A 21,540-nucleotide genomic window follows, 5' to 3' on the forward strand; every position below is an offset into this window, starting at 1 on the left:
GCGGTGAGTTTACCGCGCGAGCGCATTTTTGCAGAAGTTGTTAGCGCCAACAATGCCAAATTCAGCCTGTTCCGACACATAAACGCCAAAGCCTTGCCGCAGCGCGTCGAACCGGCCGCCGGCGTTGAAGGCCGCCAGGAAGTCGTCGCCGAACAGCCAGCGGTTCTTCTCGGCCACGCCGCCCACAAGGAAGACGCCGCCGGTGGGCATCACGGTGACGGCCATGTCGCCCATCACGGCACCCAGATGGGTGGTGAAGATCTGCGCGGCGCGCATGGCGAGCGGATCGGACCCGTCGCGCGCGGCCTGCAGGATGTCCCTGGCGGGCAGGGCGGGCGTGTCGGGCTGGCCCGCGGCCATGCCCACGGCGCGGTACAGGATCGGCAGGCCCGTGCCGCTGAGGAACATCTCTGCCTCGAGCGTCAGGCTGTCGCCAAAGAAACACTCGGACGCGATCCGGCGGGCGGCTTCGAACACGTCCACCTCGTCGCGGGTGCGGGGCGACAGGCCGACATGGCCGCCCTCGCCCGAGACGGTGTGATAGTGGCCTTCGGAATACAAAAGCGCGCCGACGCCCAGCCCGGTGCCGGGGCCGACCACCAGTCGGGTGCCCTTGGGCGGGGTCGGGTCGCCCTGCAGGGCCTGCACGTCATCGCCGGTGATCTCGGCCACCGACCATGCGGCGGCGGTGAAGTCGTTGATGACAAAGGTATGGTCCGCGCCGGTGGCCGTGGCGATGTCGGCCTCGGACAGGTCCAGATTGGCATTGGTCAGACGGATCGTGCCATTGCGCACCGGGCCCGCGCCCGCGGCGACCACGGCGCGCGGCGGCGTTCCGATCTCGGCGCACAGGTCGTGCAGGGCGGCCAGAAACTCGGGCAGGGTGCCGGTGGGTGATTTGCGCAGATCGGTGAGGGTGCCTTTGGTGACGACCCCCAGCCGCGTGTTGGTGCCGCCGATATCGGCCACCAGATTCCAGTGGTCGTGCATTGCGCCCCTGGGCTGCGCCATCGGAACCGAGACCGGATCGCCCTGGGCCAAAGCGGCCTGCATCGCGCGGAACGAGGCCTTGGGGCGGCGTTCCAGCGTGTCGAAATCGACATCGACCAGGCCGAACCGCTTTTCGTATCCCAGCGCCCATTCGTAATTGTCCAGCAGCGACCAGATGAAATAGCCCTTGACCGGAACGCCCTGATCCAGCGCGTCCTGCACCGCAGCCAGATGCTGATTCAGATAGTCGATGCGGTCGTCATCCTGCTGCCGCTCTGGGCTGGCCATGCCGTTTTCGGTGACATAGATCGGCAGATCGCCCGTATAGTCCCGGGCCGTACGGGTCAGAAACCGGGTCAGCGCGCTTGGCTCGATCTCCCATCCCATCTGCGTCTTGGGCAGGGGGCCGGGGATCTCTTGGAGGCTGGGCCAGGGCGTGTCGGCGGGCGCGATCAGCTTGCGGGTATAGTAGTTCAGCCCGCACCAGTCGACCGGCGTGGCGATCGTGTCGAAATCATCCTGCCACCCGTCGGGCAGGTGGGCCTGCAGCCCCTGCAGGACATTCTCGGGGTAGGCCTTGTTGAAAACGCCGCCCAGGAAGAACCGGTTGTAGATGCCGTCGTACAGATCGGCGGCTTCGCGGGCCCCGGGGGTGTCATCGCCAGGTTCGGCCCATTCAAGGTTGAACACCGCGCCCAGGTTCGACATGCCAAGGCCCCGCATCGCCTGAATCGCTCGGCCGTGGGCCAGAAGGACGTGATGCATGGCGCGGGCCGTGGCGCGGATGTCGCGCAGGCCGGGGGCGTGGTGGCCTTCGAAATGGCTCAGCCAGCTGACGCACCAAGGCTCGTTGATCGGGGCGACGCTGTACATGCGGTCGCCGATGCGGCCCATGATGATCTCGGTGAAATCGGCGAACCAGTGGGCGATGTCGCGGTTGCGCCAACCGCCCAGATCAGCCAGCGGCGAGGGCAGTTCCCAATGATACAGGGTGGCGCAGGGGCGGATGCCGCGTTCCAGCAGGGCGTCGGCCAACCGGTCATAATAGTCCAGCCCGGCCTGATTCACCGGCCCGCGCCCTTCGGGCAGCACGCGCGCCCAGCTGGTGGAAAAACGATAGCAGTCGAACCCGGCCTCGCGGATCAGGTCGAAATCCTGTTCGTACCGGTGCAGGTGGTCGCAGGCGAGATCGCCGTTTTCGGCGCGCACCACGTTGCCGGGCGTGGCTGCGAAACTGTCCCAATGGGTCGGGCCGGCGCCGCCCTGTGCGTGGCCTTCGATCTGATAGGCAGAGGTTGCGACACCAAAGAGAAAGTCTTTGGGGAAATCAGCGCGGGTGTATTTCATGTTCAGAACCTGTTGGGGGCGGGACCAGTCGAGCCGCCGACTACCAGTTCGGCTTCGAGCAATCTAGTCTTGGCCGGGTCGTGGGGCGCGCGGATGCGCTCGATCAGCATCTCGGCGGCCAGTTCGCCGGCGTGGCGCACCGAAGACCGGGTGGCGGTAAAGATCGGAACGTCCTGCCCGTTCTTCAGATAGGACAGGTCGTCGTCATGTGCGATCACCGACACGTCGCGGCCCATTTTCAGCCCGGCCTCGTCCAGCGCGCGCCGCACCCCGATCGCCGAGATCATCGACGAGGTCAGGATCGCGGTCGGCGGATCGCCCAGCCGCAACATGTCACGGGTTTCGTGATGGCCATAGACTTCGGTCATCTCGGCGCTGCGCATCAGGGCCGGGTCGGGCGACAGACCGGCTTGTTTCAGCGCCTCAAGATACCCGTCGCGGCGCCTTTGGGCAAAATCCATGTCTTCCAGACCGTTGATCAGCGCGATCCGCCGGTGGCCCAGGTCGATCAGAAAGCGGGTCGCACGCAGGAACGAGCTTTTGTTGTTCACGTCGATCCAGTCATAGGGCACACTGACGCCGGTCGACCGGCCATGCACGATGAACGGCACCTGCATCCGAGTCAGAACCTCGATCCGCGGCTCGTTCACCTTGGGGCCCTGCAGCACCACGCCGTCGACCGCACCGCGTTGGAACAGGCTGCGATAGGCGTCTTCGATCGAGGTGTCGTCGGCATTGGTGAACATCATGTCGTAGCCGTGCTCGGCATATTTCTTGACCGCGCCGGCGACGAAATCGCCGAAGATCGGGTTTACCATCTCGTGGCGCGACGAGCTGGGGATCACGTGGCCGATCACCATCGAGCGACCCGTCGCCAGCCCCTTGGCGCGGGCGTTCGGCCGATAGCCATGTTTGGCCGCCGCCGCCTGAACCCGCATGCGAGTCTCTTCGTTCACCTCTGGGTAACCGTTCAGCGCGCGGCTGACCGTTGTCTGCGACAGACCCAGGATCTGAGAGAGCTGTTTGAGGTTCATAGCGGTTTCAAAAGGCTTTCAATGCTTGTGTGCGCCCTGTTGTGTGGGGATTTGCGGCTTGCGTCAAGTTGTTTTGCCATTCTTTGCTATATGTCAAGAAAACATGGACACGGACGGCCCATGTCAAAATCTAGCCATTGACAGGGCCAACATGTTAGCGGATAACGGCCGCATTCAAAGCGCTTTGAAAACTGAGTCTCACACGCGCGGATACAGTTGGGAGGAAAATCAATGAAACACTCGCTTTTGGCAGGTGCGGCCACGTTTGCCCTGATGGCGGGCGCGGCCCAGGCCGAAAAGGTCACCGTGTTCGGCCCATGGCTTGGTCCGGACCAGGAAAATGTCGAAAAGGTTCTGGACGGATTTGCCGCTGCCACCGGTCATGAATATGCCTATGTCGGGTCGGACAGCTTCGAGCAGCAGATCCGCATCGACGCCGAGGCCGGGTCGGCCCCGAACATCGCCGTGTTCCCCCAGCCGGGTCTGGCGGCCGACATGGCGAAAGCCGGGTTTCTGACACCGCTTGCTGACGGGACCGCCGACTGGATCCGGGACAACTATGCCGCGGGCCAGTCCTGGGTCGACCTGGGCGCCTATGCCGGACCGGACGGCCAAGATCATCTCTACGGCTTCTTCTACAAGGTCGATGTGAAATCGTTGGTCTGGTACGTGCCCGAGAACTTTGAGGACGCTGGCTATGAAGTTCCGACCACGATGGAAGAACTCAAAGCCCTGACCGACCAGATCGTCGCCGATGGCGGCACCCCCTGGTGCATCGGCCTGGGGTCGGGTGGCGCGACCGGTTGGCCTGCGACCGACTGGGTCGAGGACATGATGCTGCGCACCCAGTCCCCCGAGGATTATGACGCGTGGGTTGCCAACGAGCTGAAGTTCAACGACCCCAAGGTCGTGGCCGCGATCGAGGAATTCGGCGCATTCGCCCGCAATGACGACTATGTCGCCGGCGGGGCCGGTGCGGTTGCAACCACGGATTTCCGTGACAGCCCCAAAGGCATGTTCAGCTCGCCGCCGCAGTGCTACATGCACCGTCAGGCCTCGTTCATCCCGGCTTTCTTCCCCGAAGGCACGGTCGTGGGTGAAGATGCCGATTTCTTCTACTTCCCGGCCTATGAAAGCAAGGATCTGGGCAGCCCGGTTCTGGGCGCGGGCACCCTGTGGGCGATCACCAATGACAGCCCCGCAGCGCATGACCTGATCGCCTATCTGCAGACGCCCGAGGCGCACGAGACCTGGATGGCGCTCAGCGGCTTTTTGACCCCGCACAAGGGTGTCGATACCTCGGCCTTCTCGGATCCGACACTGAAGAAGATGAACGACATTCTTCTGGGGGCGACCACTTTCCGCTTTGACGGGTCCGACCTGATGCCGGGTGCGGTTGGGGCAGGCACGTTCTGGACGGGAATGGTCGACTATGCCGGTGGCAAACCCGCGCAAGACGTGGCGGACGAGATCCAGGCGTCTTGGGACGCGATCCAGTAAAGCCGTGAAACCGGGCAACCCGGCCTTCGGGTTGCCCGACCCATTGTCGCCAGGGAGGGTGACATGCATCCCGCATTGCAAGGTCTGCTGACGATCGCCATCGGCGTATCCGGCTGCGTTGGTTACTTCTACTTGTCCAACCAGTTTCTGGACAAGATTCTGTTCCCGCCGCGCGGCCCGAACGCCGGACGCAACATCAATCGGGCGAACATGGTCCGGCCATGGTTGTTTCTATTGCCCGCTCTGGTCGCGCTGGGGCTGTACCTGGCCTATCCTGTGGTGGAAACGCTGCGCCTGTCCCTGACCGACCGGGTGCCTGGCGGCGGATACGAGTGGGTGGGTCTGGACAACTACTCCCAGATGATGGGAGAGCCCAAATTCTGGGAAGCGATGCGTAACAACATGCTGTGGCTGATCGTGGTCCCGGCGCTGTCGACAGCATTTGGCCTGTTGGTCGCCCAGCTGACCGACCGCATCCGATGGGGCAATGTCGCCAAATCTCTGATCTTCATGCCGATGGCGATCTCGTTCGTGGGCGCATCGGTGATCTGGAAGCTTGTCTATGACACCCGTCCGGTCGAGCAGGACCAGATCGGCATGCTGAATGCCCTGTACATCTTCTTTGGCGGAACCGACCCGCAGACCTGGCTGACGATCCCGTTCTGGAACAATTTCTTCCTGATGATCGTGCTGGTCTGGATTCAGACGGGCTTTGCCATGGTGATCCTGTCGGCGGCCCTGCGCGGCATTCCCGAAGAAACGGTCGAGGCCGCCATTCTGGATGGCGCCAGCCCGTTCCAGATCTTCTTCAAGATCAAGGTGCCGCAGATCAAGACGACGATTCTGGTGGTGTGGACCACGATCACCATCGTCGTGCTGAAGGTGTTCGACATCGTTTTCGCCATGACCAACGGCCAGTGGGAGACACAGGTGTTGGCCAACTACATGTTCGACAAGCTGTTCCGCGCCAATGACTGGGGCGTGGGTTCGGCCTCGGCCATGGTCATCATGCTGCTGGTGACGCCGATCCTTGTCTGGAACGTGCGCAACGCGCGCAAGGAAATGGAATAGGGGGTGCGTCATGAGTGAGATCGCAGGAACCCGCCCGGCGCTCAGATGGGCCGTACATGCCTCGGTTCTGTTTCTGGTGGTGCTGTGGGTGGTGCCCACGCTGGGCCTGTTCATCTCGTCGTTTCGCACGGCGGACCAGATCGCGACCAGCGGCTGGTGGCGGGCGATTTTCCCGTCCGAGCAGAACCTGACGCTGCGCAGCGCCGCGCCCGACACCCAGATGCAGAAAAACGGCCTGTATGTGATCGAGGGCAACCTGTTCGACGCCGGAACCAAGGCGCGCATCTCGAAATGGGGCATCAGCTCGCGCGAGATCGATGCGTTTGAGCCGGGCCAGACCGCCGAACTGCGCAAGGGCGGTGCGATCACCGTTCAGGCCAATGGCGACTACCGGATGGAGAACACCGAGGAATTCACCGGCAGCCGTGGGTCGCGCGTCTTCGTGACCGCCGAGTTGCCGCCCGAGTTCACGCTGGACAACTACCACAAGGTCCTGCTGGCCGAGGACAGCACTGACAGCATGGCCAAGGCGTTCTTCAACACGTTGACAGTCACGATTCCGGCCACGATCATTCCGATCCTGGTGGCGGCTTTCGCGGCCTATGCGCTGGCCTGGATGGATTTCCCGGGCCGTGCGCTGTTGATCGCCGCGGTGGTCGGTCTGCTGGTGGTTCCCTTGCAGTTGGCGCTGATCCCGCTGCTGAAATTCCACCTGAACATAGGCATCGGCAAAGGGTATCTGGGCGTCTGGCTGGCCCATACCGGCTTTGGCATGCCGCTGGCGATCTATCTTCTGCGCAACTACATGGCCGGGCTGCCCCGCGACCTGATCGAGAATGCGCGGGTCGATGGCGCCACCGAATTTCAAATCTTCACCAAGCTGATCCTGCCGCTGAGCTTTCCGGCGCTGGCCTCGTTCGCCATCTTCCAGTTCCTGTGGACATGGAACGACCTGCTGGTGGCCAAGGTGTTCCTGATCGACGCATCCGGCGAGACTACCGTGATGACCAACAGTATCGTCGAGCTTCTGGGCACCCGTGGCGGCAACTGGGAAATCCTGGCCACGGCCGCATTCGTGTCGATCGCGGTGCCGCTGGTCGTCTTCTTTGCAATGCAGAAATACCTGGTCCGCGGATTGCTGGCCGGTTCAGTCAAATAAGGGCGTGTGATGAACGTGCAGAACAACGTGGACCTCAAGCACTCAACCAAGACGGCGTCCGACTGGTGGCGCGGCGGCGTGATCTATCAGATCTACCCGCGCAGCTTTCAGGACAGCAACGGCGACGGCATCGGAGACCTGCGGGGCATTACCCAGCGGCTGGATTACATCGCTGGTCTGGGGGTTGATGCGATCTGGATCTCGCCCTTCTTCAAGTCGCCGATGAAGGATTTCGGGTACGATGTCAGCGACTATCGCGCCATCGATCCGATGTTCGGCACGATGGAGGATTTCCAGACGTTGCTGGACCGCGCCCATGGTCTGGGTCTGCGGGTGATGATCGACCTGGTTCTGTCGCATACCTCGGACCAGCATCCGTGGTTCGTCGAAAGCCGCAGCAATCGCGAGAACCCCAAGGCCGACTGGTACGTCTGGGCCGACCCCAAGCCTGACGGGACCCCTCCCAACAACTGGCTGTCGATCTTCGGCGGCTCGGCCTGGCAGTGGGATACGCGCCGGCAGCAGTACTACCTGCACAACTTCCTGACCTCGCAGCCGGACCTGAATTTCCACAACCCCGACGTGCAGGACGCGCTGCTGGACGTGGCGCGGTTCTGGCTGGACATGGGCGTTGACGGGTTCCGGCTGGACACGATCAACTTCTACTTCCACGACGCGCAACTGCGCGACAACCCGGCGCTGCCGCTGGATCAGCGCAACGCAACCATCGCGCCGATGGTCAACCCCTACAACCATCAGGACCACCTGTATTCCAAGAGCCAGCCGGAAAACATCGCCTTCCTTGAACGGCTGCGCGCTCTGACCGATCAATATGACGGCCGCGCCTGTCTGGGCGAGGTTGGCGACGCACAGCGCGGGCTCGAGATCATGGGCGAATACACCCGTGGCGACAAGCGCATGCACATGTGCTATGCCTTTGAATTTCTGGAAAAACGCCGCCTGACGGCCGAATACACCAAGCACGTGTTCGACCAGCTTCTGTCCAAGGCCGGCGACGCCTGGCCGTGCTGGGCGTTCTCCAACCACGACGTACAGCGCCACGCCTCGCGCTGGGATCTGGACGAGGCCGGCATCCGGCAGCACGCGGTTCTGATGATGTGCCTGCGCGGCTCGGCCTGCCTGTATCAGGGCGAAGAGCTGGGCCTGCCCGAGGCCGACGTGCCCTTTGAGCACCTGCAGGACCCCTATGGCATCGAGTTCTGGCCTGAATACAAGGGCCGCGACGGCTGCCGCACGCCCATGGTCTGGGCTGCGCAGTACGAACAGTCGGGCTTTACCACCGGTGCGCCCTGGCTGCCCGTCAGCACCGCGCAGGCCGAGCGCGCCGTGGACCGGATGGACGCCGACCCGCAGTCGGTGCTGAACCACTATCGCCGTGCCATCGCTTTGCGCCATGAATATCCGGCGCTGATGTCTGGCACCCAGGCCGACATGCGCGAAACCGGCCCGATCCTCAGCTTCCTGCGTGAGGATGACAGCCAGCAAGTGTTCTGCGCCTTCAACCTGGGCGATGGCGCCGCGGAAATCGACCTGCCAGACGGCAACTGGCGCTGCATCGGTCAGGATCTGGGCGCAGTTGAGGCGCAGGGCTGCGCTACGCTGGCGCCCTCGCAATTCCGCCTGATGGTCCGAGAGAAAGGGTAACCCATGTCCGAGCTCAAGCTGACCGATGTCGCCAAGACCTATGGCAATGTCGATGTCCTGAAGGACATCAACCTCGAGATCGAGCGCGGCGAATTGATCGTGTTCGTCGGCCCCTCGGGCTGCGGCAAGTCCACCCTGCTGCGGATGATCGCGGGGCTGGAACGCATTTCGGGCGGGACGCTGGAGATCGAGGGGCAGGTGATGAACGACGTGCCCCCGGCACAGCGCGGCATCGCCATGGTGTTCCAAAGCTACGCGCTGTATCCGCATATGACCGTGCGCGAGAACATGGCCTTTGCTCTGAAAATCGCCAAGATGCCCGCCGATCAGATCGACGCGGCGGTGAACCGCGCGGCGCAGATCCTGCAGCTTGAACCGTTTCTGGACCGGCTGCCCAAGGCCCTGTCGGGCGGTCAGCGTCAGCGGGTCGCCATCGGCCGGGCCATCGTGCGCGACCCCAAGGTCTATCTGTTCGACGAGCCACTGTCGAACCTGGATGCCGCCCTGCGGGTGGCCACGCGGATCGAGATCGCGCGCCTGAAAGAGGCGATGCCTGACAGCACGATGATCTATGTCACTCACGACCAGGTCGAGGCAATGACCCTGGCCAGCCGGATCGTGGTTCTGGCCAACAAGGGCATCGCGCAGGTCGGCACGCCGCTGGAGCTGTACGAGACGCCCGACAACGAATTCGTGGCCCAGTTCATCGGCTCGCCCGCCATGAACCTGCTGCCGGGCACGATCACCGGCACCGGCGCCACCACGACCGTCGCGCTGGATTCCGGCGGCACGGCGGTGTCGGCCATCCCGACACGGGACGCCGACGCCGGCAAGAAGGTCAATGTGGGCGTCCGGCCCGAGGATCTGGTGGTCGCGGAAGGTGACCCCATCCTGACCGGGACCGTGGACTTTACCGAAGCATTGGGCGAGGTGACGTTGCTCTATTTCGCGAAAGCCCCCGGCGCCGAGTCGGTGATCGGCAAACTGCCGGGCATCCATCGTGGCTTGCGTGGCCAGACGGTTTCGGTGACTGCCGCGCCGGAGAAGATCCACCTGTTCCATGACGGTCGGTCAATGCGCAAATAGCTCGGACCTCGTCGTGATTCTGGTCTGAATTTGTCGCAAATCGTTTTTTGCGGCTGAAATGATGCGCATAGATTAGGCGGATGCGCAAAAAATTCGCGTGATCTTCCTGTGTGACATGAGGCCAGTTCCGATGCGCCGCTAGGTATCGTCGGCCCTTTTGATATATGATCCTCGCGCGAATTCCAGCAGAGTCGCGCCCTGTTTGGGCGGGCTCCGGGCTTAGTCTTCCAAGGGAACTGGACCTAAGAATTTCGCAAACTGTCACTTTTTGGACTGACGGGGCGACCGCAAAACTCTAACGTGACGCACGGATAAAAAACAAAACTCAGTCCAAACACGGGAGAAACACGAATGACCAAATCGTCAAACTTCAGCCGTCGTACGGTGTTGAAAGGGGCCGGCGCCGCAGCGCTGGCGGCACCTCTGTACAGCAAAAGCGCCCTGGCATCTTCGGGCGAAGTCAACATCCTGATGTGGTCGGATTACCTGCCGCCCAGCTTCATCGAAGAGTTCGAAACCCTGACCGGGATCAAGGTGAACTACACCGGTATCGGCTCGAACGAAGAGATCATCAACAAGATGAAGGCCACCAAGGGCCAGGGCTTTGACATCGTTTCGCCGACCAACAACCGGTCGCTGCAGTGGGAGCCGCTGGAGCTTCTGCAGCCGTTCGACATGAACAGGGTTCCGATCGACAAGGTCAACCCGGCGATGGCCAAGATCGGCACCGATGCCTGGAACTTTGGTGACAGCGGCGCGCATTGGCTGCCGCATATCTGGGGTACCGAAGGCATTGCCTATCGCACAGACCTGTGGCTGCCTGAAGGCGACGCTCCGTCCTATGGTGACGTCTGGTCGGAAGAAAACGCCGGCAAGACCATGGGTCGCGCGCATTCGATGATGCTGGGCGCGGGTCTGTACATGGAGCGCATCGGCGAGATGGAGCCCGGCTCGGTCTGGGCCGCATATGGCGACGAAGACACCATGCGCAAGGTCTGGGGTCAGATCACCGACTGGTGCATCGCCCGCAAGGACCGGATCAAACTGATCTGGAACGACGCGGACACCCAGAAGAACGGCCTCCTGAACGAAGGAGTTGTCGTCGGGCAGACTTGGGATGGTCCGCCGCTGGCACTGAAATCCGCGGGCGAACCGGTGCACTACCAGGCTCCGGTCGAGGGTGCGATGGCTTGGGTCGACGGTATGTCGATGCCGACCGGCGCAACCAATATCGATCAGGTCTACGCCTTCATCGACTTCGCCTATCAGGCCAAACCGGCCGGTGTCGCGATCGACAGCCACGGCTACAACTCGCCGGTTCTGGGTGCCGACCAGTATTCGGGCGACACCTACAAGAAGAACTTTGCCGAGGCCTATCCGGGCGACTCGCTGGCCAACCTGAACCCCTGGCCTGCCGAAGCACCTTGGTACGCCGAGACCCGGACCGAGTTCGTCAACAAGTTCAAGAGCGCCTGATCGCCTTGAGATCGCGCCCCTCGCGTTGTCGCGCGGGGGGCCTTTGGACCCCGCACGCGTTTGCCCCGCGTGACGGACAACGATGCGGTGCGGCCTGAGGCTGCATCACAGGGAGATACCAAAAATGAGTGCAGGGATCGGAGTTGATCTGGAAAACCTGTGGATCCGCTTCGGCGATTTTGTCGCTGTGCGAGATGCGAACGTGAACATCAACGGGGGCGATTTCTTTTCGTTCCTGGGGCCCTCGGGCTGCGGCAAGACGACGATTCTGCGCGCGGTGTCCGGGTTCCTGGAGCCCAGCGAAGGCAATGTGCTGATCGGTGGAAAAAACATGAAGGGCATCGGACCGAACAAGCGCCCGACCGCGTTGATATTCCAGAACCTTGCGCTGTTTCCGCTGATGAAGGTCTGGGAGAACATTACCTTTTCGATGGAGATCAAGGGCGCCAGCGCCGCCGAGCGCCGCAAACGCGCGGATGAGCTGCTGGACATGATCGCGCTGCCGGGCCAGGGCGACAAGCTGCCCAGCGAATTGTCGGGCGGCCAGCGCCAGCGTGTCGCCATCGCGCGCGCCCTCTGCGCCGAACCGGACGTGCTGCTGCTGGACGAACCGCTATCGGCGCTGGACCTCAAGCTACGCCAGCACATGCGCACTGAGCTTCGCGAAATTCAGCAGCGGGTGGGCATCACCTTCATCTACATCACCCATGACCAGGGCGAGGCCCTGACCATGTCGGACAACATCGCCGTGATGCGCGCTGGCGTGATCGACCAGATCGCCGATGGCAAGACCATCTACAACGACCCGACAACCGCTTTTGCCGCCTCGTTCGTGGGCGAAAACAACGTCTTCCGCGGCAAGGTCAAAAGAGTGATGGGCGAAGAGGCCCTGATCTCGACCAACCGGTCCGGCGATCTGGTGGCGCGGATATCGACCGCCAATCAGGGCAAGTTGGCCGAAGGTGACGACGCCATGATGTTCATCCGACCCGAGGCGTTCTCGATTGCACCCGAGGGGACGAGCGGCGATCACTTCGTCACGGCGCGGGTAACCCACGAGGAATTTGAAGGCAACGTCTTCAACATCTTCACCGAAGGAGAGGGCGGCAAGGAGATCAAGGTCTCGATCCCGAACCACGGGCAGTCGTTCAAAGATCACACCGGGCAGAACATCACGCTGGAATACGAAACCCGCAACGCGGTTGTCGTTCCGGCGGGTGAACTGGCTGCGGAATAAGGAGGCCCGACGATGCCTGGCTTCCTCAGGGACTTCTTCAACCGCAACGGTTTCGGCATGGGGCTCGCGATTCTGGGACTTGTCCTGTTCTGGACGATCGGCCTGATCATCCTGCCGCAGCTGTCGATGCTGGACTTTTCCTTCCGTCCGAACCTGCCGCCCCCGGAAATCGGCGGCCCCAAGGACGTGTACACGCTGGAGAACTACAAATATCTGATCTACGGGCCGGAAGGCGGTAGCCAGTCCTACAACGCCGTTGATCTGCGCGTGTTCTTCCGGACGTTGATCGCCGCGGTCTGCGTGACGATCTTCAACCTGATCATTTGCTATCCGATTGCCTATTACCTGGGTCAGTCCAAGGGCAATCACATCCGTATCTTCGCGATCATGCTGATCATCCCCTATTGGATCAACGAGATCCTGCGTGCCTTTGCGCTGCGCATCATCTTCGGAGAAACCGGCGTTCTGAACACGCTGTTCGTCGGATTGGGAATCTGGGACACGCCGTTCGATTTCATCCGCAACGACATCGCGCTCTATGCCGGCCTCGGCTACGCGTACATCCTGCTGATGATCTTCCCGATGTACAACGTCATCGAAAGCCTGGATGGAAACCAGATCGAAGCCGCGCGCGACTTGGGCGCTCCGTGGTGGCGGATTCACTGGAGGGTGGTCATTCCCTATGCCAAGCCTGGCATCAGTTCCGGCTGTACGATGGTGTTCATGCTGTCGGCCGGTGCGCTGGCCGCACCGCAAATCCTGGGTGGGCCGTCCAGTCTGTGGTTCACGCAACTGATCTATCAGCAGTTCAATGACAACAACGACTGGCCACAAGGCGCGGCCTACGCCATCGTTCTGCTGGTCACCTGTATCCTGTTCGTGCTGGCAATGATGCGCCTGTTCAAGGTGAACATGGGGGATATCGGGAAATGAACATGTCCTTCCTCCGTATCAGCATCTGGGTCTATCTGGCGATCTTCTTCGCCTACCTGCTGGGTCCCTTGGTGATCATGTCGATCACCGCCTTCAACTCGTCCGGTTTCCCGCGCATGAGCCCGTGGGAATGCCTGACCTTCCAGTGGTTCGGCGAGTTGTTTCAGGACCAACGCATCCTGAACGGCATCAAGAACTCGTTGATCATCGGCGCGGGAACCGTGGTTCTGTCGGTGGCGATGGGCTTGGCCGGAGCGCTTATGCTGACCCAGATCTGGCCCAAGCTGCGCGCCACCTACTATACGATCATCATCGCACCGATCCTGATCCCGGGCGTTGTTCTGGGTATCTCGACGCTGGTCTTCTGGGACCGGATCAACCGGATGCTGGGGCTGGGCGCCGACAGCTTTTTGTCGAACGGCATTCTCCTGACCGTGATTGGCCAATCCACCTTCATCGCGAGCTATTGCATGTTGGTTCTGGTGGCCCGGCTGCAGCGATATGACCTGGCGCTGACCGAGGCGGCACTGGACCTTGGCGCAACGCATGCACAGGCGTTTCGCAAGATCCTGCTCCCGTTCATGCGCCCGGCGATTGCTTCGGCGGCGGTGCTGGCGTTTCTTGCCTCGTTCGAGAACTACAACACCACCACCTTCACGTTCGGAGAATATCCGACACTGACAATCGAACTGGCTCAAAAGGTGCGCTACGGCATTACACCTGCGATTTCGGCGCTGGCCTTTATCATCGTGGCGCTGACCGTGTTTTTCGCCCTGTTGAACGAAGCCAAGTTGAAGCGTCAGGAACTGGTCGCTGCCGCGCGCAAGGAAGCCACGGTCGAGGAGCTGGCAGGCAAGATCAAACTGCCCAGCTTTTTCTCGGGGAACATGGCGGCCGTGCTGCTGGTCATGTTTGCCGTGGCAACGATCACTGTCGTCGGGACGGCCATGGCCTACAACCCGGCCCAGTGCATCGCGGACGTCAAGGAAGAAAAGCGTCTGGAAGCCGAGCAGCGCATTCAGGAATTGCGCAAGCAACGCGAGGAGCAGCGCAAGGAGCGCGAGGCCGAGCAAGGCGACGCGCAGCAATCCACGCCCAAACCGTCGAACAACAGCGGTTTTGGCAATGTGTTCGCTCCGAACACATTGGGTGGTCAGGACGACGAAAGCTCAGCCGAGCCTGACGATCAGCCTTCGGGCAACAGTGGGTTCGGCAACGTCTTCGATCCAAACAGTCTGAAGACCGACGAGTAGGAAGAAGCGCCTACCAGAGCACCACATCCGCCCGGTTCAGGTTCATTCCTGGCCGGGCGGATTGCGTTTCAGGATGGCGACCCCGCAGGCAGCGATGCTGTGGCCGTTCCAATCCACCGGTGTGGCGTTGTAGTTGATCAGGAAGTCATGGGTCGTGGTTTCGCGCCGCCGCAGGCCGGGCGGCATCGGATGCAGGGTCAGCCCGACCTTCTGCGCCGCCATCTCAACGATCCGGTCCCACAGGTCTTCGTCCGGGAACCCGGCCAGATACCAAAGCTGGTCACTGCCCTTGAGCGCCGGAGTCCCGTCTTCGAAAGTCAACAGATCGGGCGCGTTTCCGGTCAACCGCTCGACCCAGTGTTGCGCCGCTCCGCCGCCCTGAACCGGGCGGGTGATCTCGGGCGGTAGGGATTCCACCAGCGCCACGTCGCAGTCCAACGCCTGCAGGCCGGGGCGGCCTTGGGCCGGGATCTGGAAATCAGCCGTGATTGCTCCGGCGCGCGGGCCCAGAACCGTCAGTTTCGCAGCCGCCCGCAGGCGGTCGGCCAGCGCGTCGTCCAGCGTGGCCAGCCCGGGGGCGAGGATCAGATCATAGTCGGCGTCGCAAAGGCCCGAGGCCGGCACGACATCGACCGACAGCCCGGCGCGGCGCAGTGCGCGATAAGCGGAAAACACCAGCCGAAAATAGTTGAACCCAGCGCCCTGCGGCTGGGTCGCCCAGGCCCAGTCCGACGGATAGTCGAACATGATGGCCGCCCGCGCCTGCACCGGTTCGACCGGTCCCAGCGCGGCCAGATCTTTGGCCGTCTGCTGCGCCTCGGCCAGACCGGGGGCGGGTTGGTTGTTCGGCGTCAGCAAGCCCGCGTGCATCTGTTCCTGCGCAAAAGGCGCCTGCCGCCAGCGGAAATAGCTGACCACCTCGGCCCCGTGGGCCACGGCCTCGAGCGACCAGAGCCGCACCATGCCTGGCAGGGGGGCCGGGTTGTAGGGCGCCCAGTTCACCGGTCCGGGCTGTTGTTCCATCACCCACCAACGGCCGCGTCCGACGGCGCGGTACAGATCGTGGTGAAAGGCCTGCATGTCCGGGTCGCCCTGCTGCAGAAAGGTCGCCTTGTGCGCCGCGTCGGCCTCGAGCCGGTCGGACAGGAACCCGATCGGGTAGCTGTCCCAGGTGGCGATATCCAGATCGGCGCCCACCTCGAAATGGTCGAAATCCAGGATCCGGCCCATGTAGTTGTGCAGCAGCGGCGCGTCGGTCAGGGGCCGCAGCGCCTGAACCTGGGCCCGGTTGAAGGCCGCCACCTGATCCGAGCTGAACCGGCGGAAGGCCAGCACATGCGCGGGGTTGGGCTCGGTCACGGTCAGGTTGGGCAGGTCGATCTGATCGAAGTCGCCGTATTCCATCGACCAGAACACGTTGCCCCAGGCCGCGTTCAGCGCCGCGACCGAGCCATAGCGTTCGGCCAGCCAACGGCGGAAGGCCTGCCGGGCAGGCTCGCCGTAGCTGACGGTGGTGTCGTGGCAACCATATTCATTGTCGATCTGCCAGCCGGCCACATGCGGGTTGCGGCCATAACGTTCGCCCATGATCCGGGCGATGCGGACGCACTCATCGACGTATCCGGGATGGCTGAAACAATAGTGACGGCGCGAGCCGAACTTGCGCGGCTGCCCGTTTTCATCCACCGCCAGCATGTCCGGGTGCCGGTCCAGCATCCAGCGCGGCGGCGTGGCGGTTGGGGTTCCCAGCACCACCTTCAGCCCAGCCGCACCAAGGGTCTCGATGGCCTGATCCAGCCAGTCGAATGTCAGCCGGCCCGGTTCCGGCTCCATCCGGCTCCATCCGAATTCGCCGATCCGGACCCAGCGCAGGCCGGCTTCGACCATGCGCGCGGCATCTTCGGCCCACATCGACTGGGGCCAATGTTCAGGGTAATAGCAAACGCCAAGTTCGGGGTTCATAGGATGACTCTGTGTTCCGCCTGACCTTGGCCCGCGTTTTCGGCGGCAAAGGTCATTCCGTTGGTGGGGTGTGACGCGATGGTGTCCGCATCCAGCCCTTCGCGGGCCGAGGTGCAGAACAGCGTCGTCAGATCCGGCCCGCCGAAAGCGGGGCATGAGGTATGGGCCGCCGCGAAAGGCACCGCGCGCAGGAAGGTTCCGCCGGCGTCATAGGCCGCAACCCGCGCCGCGCCCCATTGCGCGACCCACAGATTGCCCGCGGCATCGACGACCGCGCCATCGGGGTTCAGACCTTCGGCGCGCAGGTCCAGAAACACCGCGCTGTCGCCCTCGGGCCAGCCGGTTTCAGGGTTCAGACCCCAGCGCCGCACCTGCCCGGTGGCCGTGTCGCAAAAATAGGCGCAAGACCGGTCAGGCGCGAAACTGATCGCGTTCGAGATGGTCACGTCCGGCACCAGCTGCCGCAGCTCACCCCTCCAAAAACGATAGATCGCCCCCGCGCCCCGTTCCGCGCGCTTGCCCATTGTGCCGATCCAGAACCCGCCCCACGGATCAGCCCGCCCGTCATTCGAGCGGGTCACCGGGTTGTCGGCCTCGAGCGCGACGATGCGGTCCTTGTGACCGGTCTCAAGCCCGAACCGCCACAGGCCGGTTTCCGACGCGATCAGCAGCGTGTCGCGGTCGATCCAGCCTGCGGCCGAGACGTGCTCGGCAAAATCCCAGCTTTGCGGGCCACCCGCGTCGCGGGTCATCAGGCGCTTGTTGATGATGTCGAACCAGAACAGCTGTTGCCGTTCGGGGTGCCACAGCGGGCCTTCGCCCAACGCGCACGGGCGGTCGTCAAAGACCTGGCTCATCGCGCGGCCTCGTCAAAGGCGGCGACGATCTGGCGGGCGTTTTCGGCGATCTGGTCCACGGACATGCCGGGTTTGAACAGGGCCGAGCCGATGCCGAAACCGTCGGCCCCGGCCTTGAGCCAGTCGCCGAAATTCTCGGGCCCCGCGCCGCCCACGGCATAGACCTGCGTGCCCTTGGGCAGGATCGGGCGCATGGCCGCCAGCCCCACCGGTCCGGCCATCACCCCGGGAAACAGTTTCAACCCGGTGGCTCCGGCGCGCAGGGCGACGAAGGCTTCGGTCGGGGTATAGACCCCGGGCCAGCTTTGAAGGCTCAGATCCACCGTGCGCGCGATAACCTCGGCATCGCAATTTGGCGACACGATCAGCTTGCCGCCAACGGCGGCCACCTGTTCGACTTCGTCCACGGTCAGGACGGTTCCGGCCCCGACCAGCGCGCGGTCGCCGATCGAACGGGCCAGACGGCCGATGCTGTCCAGCGGGTCGGGCGAGTTCAGCGGCACCTCGATCCGGTCGATGCCGGCGTCCAGAATGGCCTGGCCGACGGCCTCGGCCTGCGCCGGGTCAAGCCCGCGCAGAATGGCGATTATGGGGCGGCTCATGCGGTTTGCCTCGTGAGGGTGCGGGCTTGCAGCAGACCGGCCAGCGTGGCCTGGGTCGCGTCGGCGGTTTCGACGAACGCGCCCTGTTGCTGCAGCGCGGTGGCATAGATGTTCGACAGGGCCTCGGCCCCGATGATGGCCAGTTGCTGGCCCAGCCAATAGGGGCGGGTGGCGGCCAGTTCGGCACCGATCAGAGCGCCCGACAGGCGGGCGCGGGCGGTGGCCGGATCCTGGCCGTGCAGCAGGTCGGCGGCGCGCAGCCCGAACAGCCGCCCGGCCAGTTGCTCGGGCTTTGACAGCGTGTCCGCGACGGCCGTGGCAAAGGCGTTGTCGTCCCAGCCTTCACCGACCGAATGTTTCAGCACCGAGTGCTGGCCCAGCAGATCGAACAGTTCACCCGTCATGAAGGTGCGGAAGCTGACGACCTCGCCGGCGCTGACCTGCACCCATTTGGTGTGGGTGCCGGGCAGGCAGATCACACCATCCCAATGCGGGCGCGTGGACAGGTAGCCGGCGATCTGGGTTTCCTCGCCACGCATCACGTCGGCGGGGTCGTCCTGTTTTAGGCCGGGTACCACGAAGGCGCGGATGCGTGGATCGGTGCCGGGCACGCGGACCGGAACGGTCGAGATCGGCTTGGCCGGAACCGCCACATAGGGCGCCTCGACCCAGCCTTGCCGGGCACCGACCATGCCGCAGGCGACCACATCTACGGGCGCCGCGCCCAGCCAGCCCTGGACCAACGTCAGCAGCGCGTCCTGGAACTGATCCCGGCGCAGCGTTGCCATGCCTCGGTCGCATTGGGCGTGGTCCAGCACCGTGTCGCCCTGCATCGCCCAGGCGCGCAGATGCGAGGTGCCCCAGTCTACTGCGATCCACTCGGTGTTCATGTGCTTACCCCGTTGTGACCACGCCACCATCGACGACCATGCATTGCCCGGTCATGGCGCGGCTGGCCGTTGATGCCAGGAACAGCGTCGGTGCGATCATGTCGTCCGGGCTCAGATGCTCCTTCAGGCATTGGCGTTCCATATGCGCGGCCAGATCTTCGGGCGTGGCCCACATGTTCAGTTGTTTCTGCGTCAGCACCCAGCCGGGCGCCAGCGCGTTGACGCGGATGTTCTTCGGCCCCAGCTCGCGCGCGAGCGAACGGGTCATGCCGGTGATTCCGGCGTTGGCCGTCGTATAGATCGGATAGCCTGCATTGCCCATCATGTAGCTGATCGAACTGAAGTTGATGATCGACCCGCCGGTTTCGGCCATCTGGCGCGCGGCCTGCTGGCAGGCAAAGTAATAGGCCTTGAGGTTGACCTCGATCATCCAGTCCCAAAACTCGGTCGTGGTTTCCTCGAGGCTGTGGCGCTTGTCGTTTGCGGCATTGTTGACCAGCACGTTCAGCGGACCGTGGGCCTCGGCAGCCTTGGTCATTGTTTCGTGCAGCAGCGCGGTGTCGGTCATGTCGCCCTGCAGGAACAAGGGCGCGCGGCCGTGTTTGGCGCGCATCTCTTCGACGAATGCGCTGGCGTCGGACCGGCCGATAAAGGCGACCTTGGCGCCTTGGGCCAGGAACCCGTCTGTCAGGGCCGCGCCCACGCCCGACCCGCCGCCGGTGATGAAGACGGACGCGCCGTCGAGGTCATGGAAGGTTGCTGGCTGGGTCATCAATGGCTCTCTCTGGTCACAAGGCGGGTGTCCTTGCCCACCAGGAAATCAAGGTCAGCGCCCTGATCGGCCTGAAGGACATGGTCGATATACAGCTTGGCATAGCCGCGGGTGTAATGCGGGTCGTCGGGCTGCCAATCCGCGCGGCGGGCGGCCAGTTCCTGTTCGTCGACCAGCAGTTCCAGCTCGCTCTTGCGGGCCGAGACGCGGATGCGGTCGCCGGTTTTCACCAGCGCCAGAGGACCGCCCGCCTGCGCCTCGGGGCTGACATGCAGGATTACTGTGCCGAAGGCCGTGCCAGACATGCGCGCGTCGGAAATGCGGATCATGTCACGCACGCCCTGTTTCACCAGCTTGGCGGGGATCGGCATGTTGCCGACCTCGGGCATGCCCGGATAGCCCTTGGGCCCGCAGCCTTTGAGCACCAGTATGGTCTCGGGCGTCACAGGCAGGTCGTCGCGGTCGATATTGGCCTTCAGGTCCTCGATGCTGTCGAAGACATAGGCCTCACCTTCCGTCTCCAGCAGGCTGTCTGTGGCGGCCGAGGGTTTCACGATGGCCCCGTTCGGCGCCAGGTTGCCGCGCAGAACGCGCAGCCCGGCGGCCGGTTTCACCGGATCGTCAAAGGCGTGGATCACGTCGTGGTTGAAGCATTCCGCGCGCTCATAGTGGGCCGAGATGTCCTTGTTCAGAACGGTGCGGGCCGGGCGCAGATGCGATTTCAGCTCGGACAGGACCACCGGCATCCCGCCGGCATAGCAGAAATCTTCCATCAGGTATTTACCCGAGGGCATGCAGTTGACCAGCAGCGGAATGTCCGAGCCGATCTCGAAATCCTGCAGGGTCAGGTCCACGCCCACCCGGCCGGCCAGCGCCAGCAGGTGCACCACGGCGTTGGTGGACCCACCCACCGCGGCATTGGCCAGAATGGCGTTCTCAAACGCCGCCTTGGTCAGGATGTCCGAGGGTTTGAGGTCCTCGTCCACCATCTCGACGATGCGTTTGCCGGTCAGGTGCGCCAGCGCCATGCGGCGGGCATCGACGGCGGGCAGGGCGGCGTTCGTGGGCAGGCTCATGCCCATCGCCTCGACCAGCGACGCCATGGTCGAGGCCGTGCCCATGGTCATGCACACGCCCTTGGACCGGCTCATGCCGGATTCGGCGTTCATGAAATCCTGCAAGGTCATCTCGCCGGCGCGCACGGCTTCCGAGAACTTCCAGACATCGGTGCCCGAGCCGATATCCTTGCCGCGATACTTGCCGTTCAGCATCGGCCCGGAACTGACCACGATGGTGGGCAGATCGACCGAGGCCGCGCCCATCAGCTGGCCGGGCGTGGTCTTGTCGCAGCCGCCCAGCAGCACCACGCCGTCGATGCCATAGGCGCGGATCGATTCCTCGACATCCATGGCCAGCAGGTTGCGGAACAGCATGGCTGTGGGCTTCATCTGGGTTTCACCCAGCGACATCACCGGGAATTCGACCGGAAAGCCTCCGGCCTCCCACACGCCGCGCTTGACGCCTTCGGCGAGGTCGCGCAGGCCCGAGTTGCACGGCGTCAGCTCAGACCATGTGTTGCAGATGCCAATGATCGGGCGTCCGTCGAACGCATGATCGGGAAAGCCCTGGTTCTTCATCCACGACCGATGGATGAACCCGTCCTTATCGAGCTTGCCGTACCAGTGCTGTGAGCGGCGTTTCTTCAT

At 63.4% G+C, this 21,540-nt stretch carries 17 protein-coding genes and 1 pseudogene; 9 read left to right on the forward strand and 9 right to left on the reverse strand.

Translation table 11 applies throughout. The features are described from left to right. Positions 1–9: 9 nt before the first annotated feature. The 3 genes and pseudogenes from ACR0DA_RS14580 to ACR0DA_RS14590 all read right to left on the reverse strand — a co-directional run bounded on the left by ACR0DA_RS14580 (position 10) and on the right by ACR0DA_RS14590 (position 3,371). Positions 10–1,053 (reverse strand): glucokinase, encoded by a 1,044-nt coding sequence (locus tag ACR0DA_RS14580; RefSeq protein ID WP_367647338.1) that lies wholly within the window; start codon positions 1,051–1,053, stop codon positions 10–12. Next, a pseudogene (locus tag ACR0DA_RS14585) lies at positions 1,039–2,337 on the reverse strand (GH1 family beta-glucosidase); the annotation flags it as partial. The pseudogene ACR0DA_RS14585 and the gene ACR0DA_RS14580, both read right to left, overlap by 15 nt. Positions 2,338–2,339: 2 nt before the next feature. Beyond that, the gene (locus tag ACR0DA_RS14590) at positions 2,340–3,371 is read right to left on the reverse strand and encodes a LacI family DNA-binding transcriptional regulator (protein WP_170599760.1); all 1,032 of its coding nucleotides are present in this window, start codon (positions 3,369–3,371) and stop codon (positions 2,340–2,342) included. A gap of 231 nt (positions 3,372–3,602) precedes the next feature. Between ACR0DA_RS14590 and ACR0DA_RS14595 the strand changes: the two genes are divergently transcribed. The 9 genes from ACR0DA_RS14595 (at position 3,603) to ACR0DA_RS14635 (ending at position 14,751) form a co-directional block, all read left to right on the forward strand. Next, positions 3,603–4,871: an ABC transporter substrate-binding protein gene (locus tag ACR0DA_RS14595; RefSeq protein WP_170372738.1), complete on the forward strand. Its 1,269-nt coding sequence runs from the start codon at positions 3,603–3,605 to the stop codon at positions 4,869–4,871. A 63-nt stretch (positions 4,872–4,934) separates the two neighbouring features. Continuing rightward, positions 4,935–5,942 (forward strand): carbohydrate ABC transporter permease, encoded by a 1,008-nt coding sequence (locus tag ACR0DA_RS14600; protein WP_170367400.1) that lies wholly within the window; start codon positions 4,935–4,937, stop codon positions 5,940–5,942. Positions 5,943–5,952: 10 nt separating this feature from the next. Beyond that, positions 5,953–7,101 (forward strand): carbohydrate ABC transporter permease, encoded by a 1,149-nt coding sequence (locus tag ACR0DA_RS14605; protein ID WP_170367399.1) that lies wholly within the window; start codon positions 5,953–5,955, stop codon positions 7,099–7,101. Between the two features lie 9 nt (positions 7,102–7,110). Then, a complete protein-coding gene (locus ACR0DA_RS14610) occupies positions 7,111–8,766 on the forward strand; it encodes an alpha-glucosidase (RefSeq protein WP_170541778.1) in 1,656 nt (551 codons plus the stop codon). Between the two features lie 3 nt (positions 8,767–8,769). Next, complete coding sequence (locus ACR0DA_RS14615; RefSeq protein ID WP_170341225.1) at positions 8,770–9,852, forward strand: ABC transporter ATP-binding protein; 1,083 nt, start codon at positions 8,770–8,772, stop codon at positions 9,850–9,852. A 351-nt stretch (positions 9,853–10,203) separates the two neighbouring features. Beyond that, positions 10,204–11,328, forward strand: a complete 1,125-nt coding sequence (locus ACR0DA_RS14620) for an extracellular solute-binding protein (protein WP_170341229.1) — start codon at positions 10,204–10,206, stop codon at positions 11,326–11,328. 124 nt (positions 11,329–11,452) lie between these two features. Next, complete coding sequence (locus tag ACR0DA_RS14625) at positions 11,453–12,565, forward strand: ABC transporter ATP-binding protein (RefSeq protein ID WP_170341232.1); 1,113 nt, start codon at positions 11,453–11,455, stop codon at positions 12,563–12,565. A gap of 12 nt (positions 12,566–12,577) precedes the next feature. Then, complete coding sequence (locus tag ACR0DA_RS14630; RefSeq protein WP_170341829.1) at positions 12,578–13,498, forward strand: ABC transporter permease; 921 nt, start codon at positions 12,578–12,580, stop codon at positions 13,496–13,498. Then, positions 13,495–14,751, forward strand: coding sequence for an ABC transporter permease (locus tag ACR0DA_RS14635; protein ID WP_480754630.1), 1,257 nt, complete (start codon positions 13,495–13,497; stop codon positions 14,749–14,751). The genes ACR0DA_RS14630 and ACR0DA_RS14635 overlap by 4 nt, the downstream gene beginning before the upstream one ends. 42 nt (positions 14,752–14,793) lie before the next feature. On the opposite strand, the gene ACR0DA_RS14640 is transcribed toward ACR0DA_RS14635, so the two are convergent. Genes ACR0DA_RS14640 through ACR0DA_RS14665 form a run of 6 tightly spaced genes read right to left on the reverse strand, consistent with a single transcriptional unit; the run spans position 14,794 to position 21,540 of the window. Further along, a complete protein-coding gene (locus tag ACR0DA_RS14640; RefSeq protein WP_480754632.1) occupies positions 14,794–16,713 on the reverse strand; it encodes a beta-galactosidase in 1,920 nt (639 codons plus the stop codon). Beyond that, on the reverse strand, positions 16,710–17,570 hold the full coding sequence (locus tag ACR0DA_RS14645; RefSeq protein ID WP_480754634.1) for an SMP-30/gluconolactonase/LRE family protein: 861 nt from the start codon (positions 17,568–17,570) through the stop codon (positions 16,710–16,712). Before ACR0DA_RS14645 ends, ACR0DA_RS14640 begins: the two co-directional genes overlap by 4 nt. After that, complete coding sequence (locus tag ACR0DA_RS14650) at positions 17,567–18,172, reverse strand: 2-dehydro-3-deoxy-6-phosphogalactonate aldolase (protein WP_170391635.1); 606 nt, start codon at positions 18,170–18,172, stop codon at positions 17,567–17,569. Before ACR0DA_RS14650 ends, ACR0DA_RS14645 begins: the two co-directional genes overlap by 4 nt. Next, positions 18,169–19,062 carry a 2-dehydro-3-deoxygalactonokinase gene (locus ACR0DA_RS14655; protein WP_480754636.1) on the reverse strand — a complete coding sequence of 298 codons (894 nt, stop codon included), beginning with the start codon at positions 19,060–19,062 and terminating at the stop codon, positions 18,169–18,171. Before ACR0DA_RS14655 ends, ACR0DA_RS14650 begins: the two co-directional genes overlap by 4 nt. A 4-nt stretch (positions 19,063–19,066) precedes the next feature. Continuing rightward, the gene (locus ACR0DA_RS14660; RefSeq protein WP_480754637.1) at positions 19,067–19,834 is read right to left on the reverse strand and encodes an SDR family NAD(P)-dependent oxidoreductase; all 768 of its coding nucleotides are present in this window, start codon (positions 19,832–19,834) and stop codon (positions 19,067–19,069) included. After that, complete coding sequence (locus ACR0DA_RS14665) at positions 19,834–21,540, reverse strand: IlvD/Edd family dehydratase (RefSeq protein WP_480754639.1); 1,707 nt, start codon at positions 21,538–21,540, stop codon at positions 19,834–19,836. Before ACR0DA_RS14665 ends, ACR0DA_RS14660 begins: the two co-directional genes overlap by 1 nt.

Source organism: Ruegeria sp. CI8 (genome assembly GCF_056536865.1).

Coding starts and splice junctions, on each gene's coding strand:
- ACR0DA_RS14605 (WP_170367399.1), top strand. CDS start 5,953: ATGAGTGAGATCGCAGGAACCCGCCCGGCGCTCAGATGGGCCGTACAT.
- ACR0DA_RS14590 (WP_170599760.1), bottom strand. CDS start 3,371: ATGAACCTCAAACAGCTCTCTCAGATCCTGGGTCTGTCGCAGACAACG.
- ACR0DA_RS14610 (WP_170541778.1), top strand. CDS start 7,111: ATGAACGTGCAGAACAACGTGGACCTCAAGCACTCAACCAAGACGGCG.
- ACR0DA_RS14660 (WP_480754637.1), bottom strand. CDS start 19,834: ATGACCCAGCCAGCAACCTTCCATGACCTCGACGGCGCGTCCGTCTTC.
- ACR0DA_RS14635 (WP_480754630.1), top strand. CDS start 13,495: ATGAACATGTCCTTCCTCCGTATCAGCATCTGGGTCTATCTGGCGATC.
- ACR0DA_RS14595 (WP_170372738.1), top strand. CDS start 3,603: ATGAAACACTCGCTTTTGGCAGGTGCGGCCACGTTTGCCCTGATGGCG.
- ACR0DA_RS14600 (WP_170367400.1), top strand. CDS start 4,935: ATGCATCCCGCATTGCAAGGTCTGCTGACGATCGCCATCGGCGTATCC.
- ACR0DA_RS14620 (WP_170341229.1), top strand. CDS start 10,204: ATGACCAAATCGTCAAACTTCAGCCGTCGTACGGTGTTGAAAGGGGCC.
- ACR0DA_RS14580 (WP_367647338.1), bottom strand. CDS start 1,053: ATGCAGGCCGCTTTGGCCCAGGGCGATCCGGTCTCGGTTCCGATGGCG.
- ACR0DA_RS14615 (WP_170341225.1), top strand. CDS start 8,770: ATGTCCGAGCTCAAGCTGACCGATGTCGCCAAGACCTATGGCAATGTC.
- ACR0DA_RS14640 (WP_480754632.1), bottom strand. CDS start 16,713: ATGAACCCCGAACTTGGCGTTTGCTATTACCCTGAACATTGGCCCCAG.
- ACR0DA_RS14650 (WP_170391635.1), bottom strand. CDS start 18,172: ATGAGCCGCCCCATAATCGCCATTCTGCGCGGGCTTGACCCGGCGCAG.
- ACR0DA_RS14655 (WP_480754636.1), bottom strand. CDS start 19,062: ATGAACACCGAGTGGATCGCAGTAGACTGGGGCACCTCGCATCTGCGC.
- ACR0DA_RS14630 (WP_170341829.1), top strand. CDS start 12,578: ATGCCTGGCTTCCTCAGGGACTTCTTCAACCGCAACGGTTTCGGCATG.
- ACR0DA_RS14665 (WP_480754639.1), bottom strand. CDS start 21,540: ATGAAGAAACGCCGCTCACAGCACTGGTACGGCAAGCTCGATAAGGAC.
- ACR0DA_RS14645 (WP_480754634.1), bottom strand. CDS start 17,570: ATGAGCCAGGTCTTTGACGACCGCCCGTGCGCGTTGGGCGAAGGCCCG.
- ACR0DA_RS14625 (WP_170341232.1), top strand. CDS start 11,453: ATGAGTGCAGGGATCGGAGTTGATCTGGAAAACCTGTGGATCCGCTTC.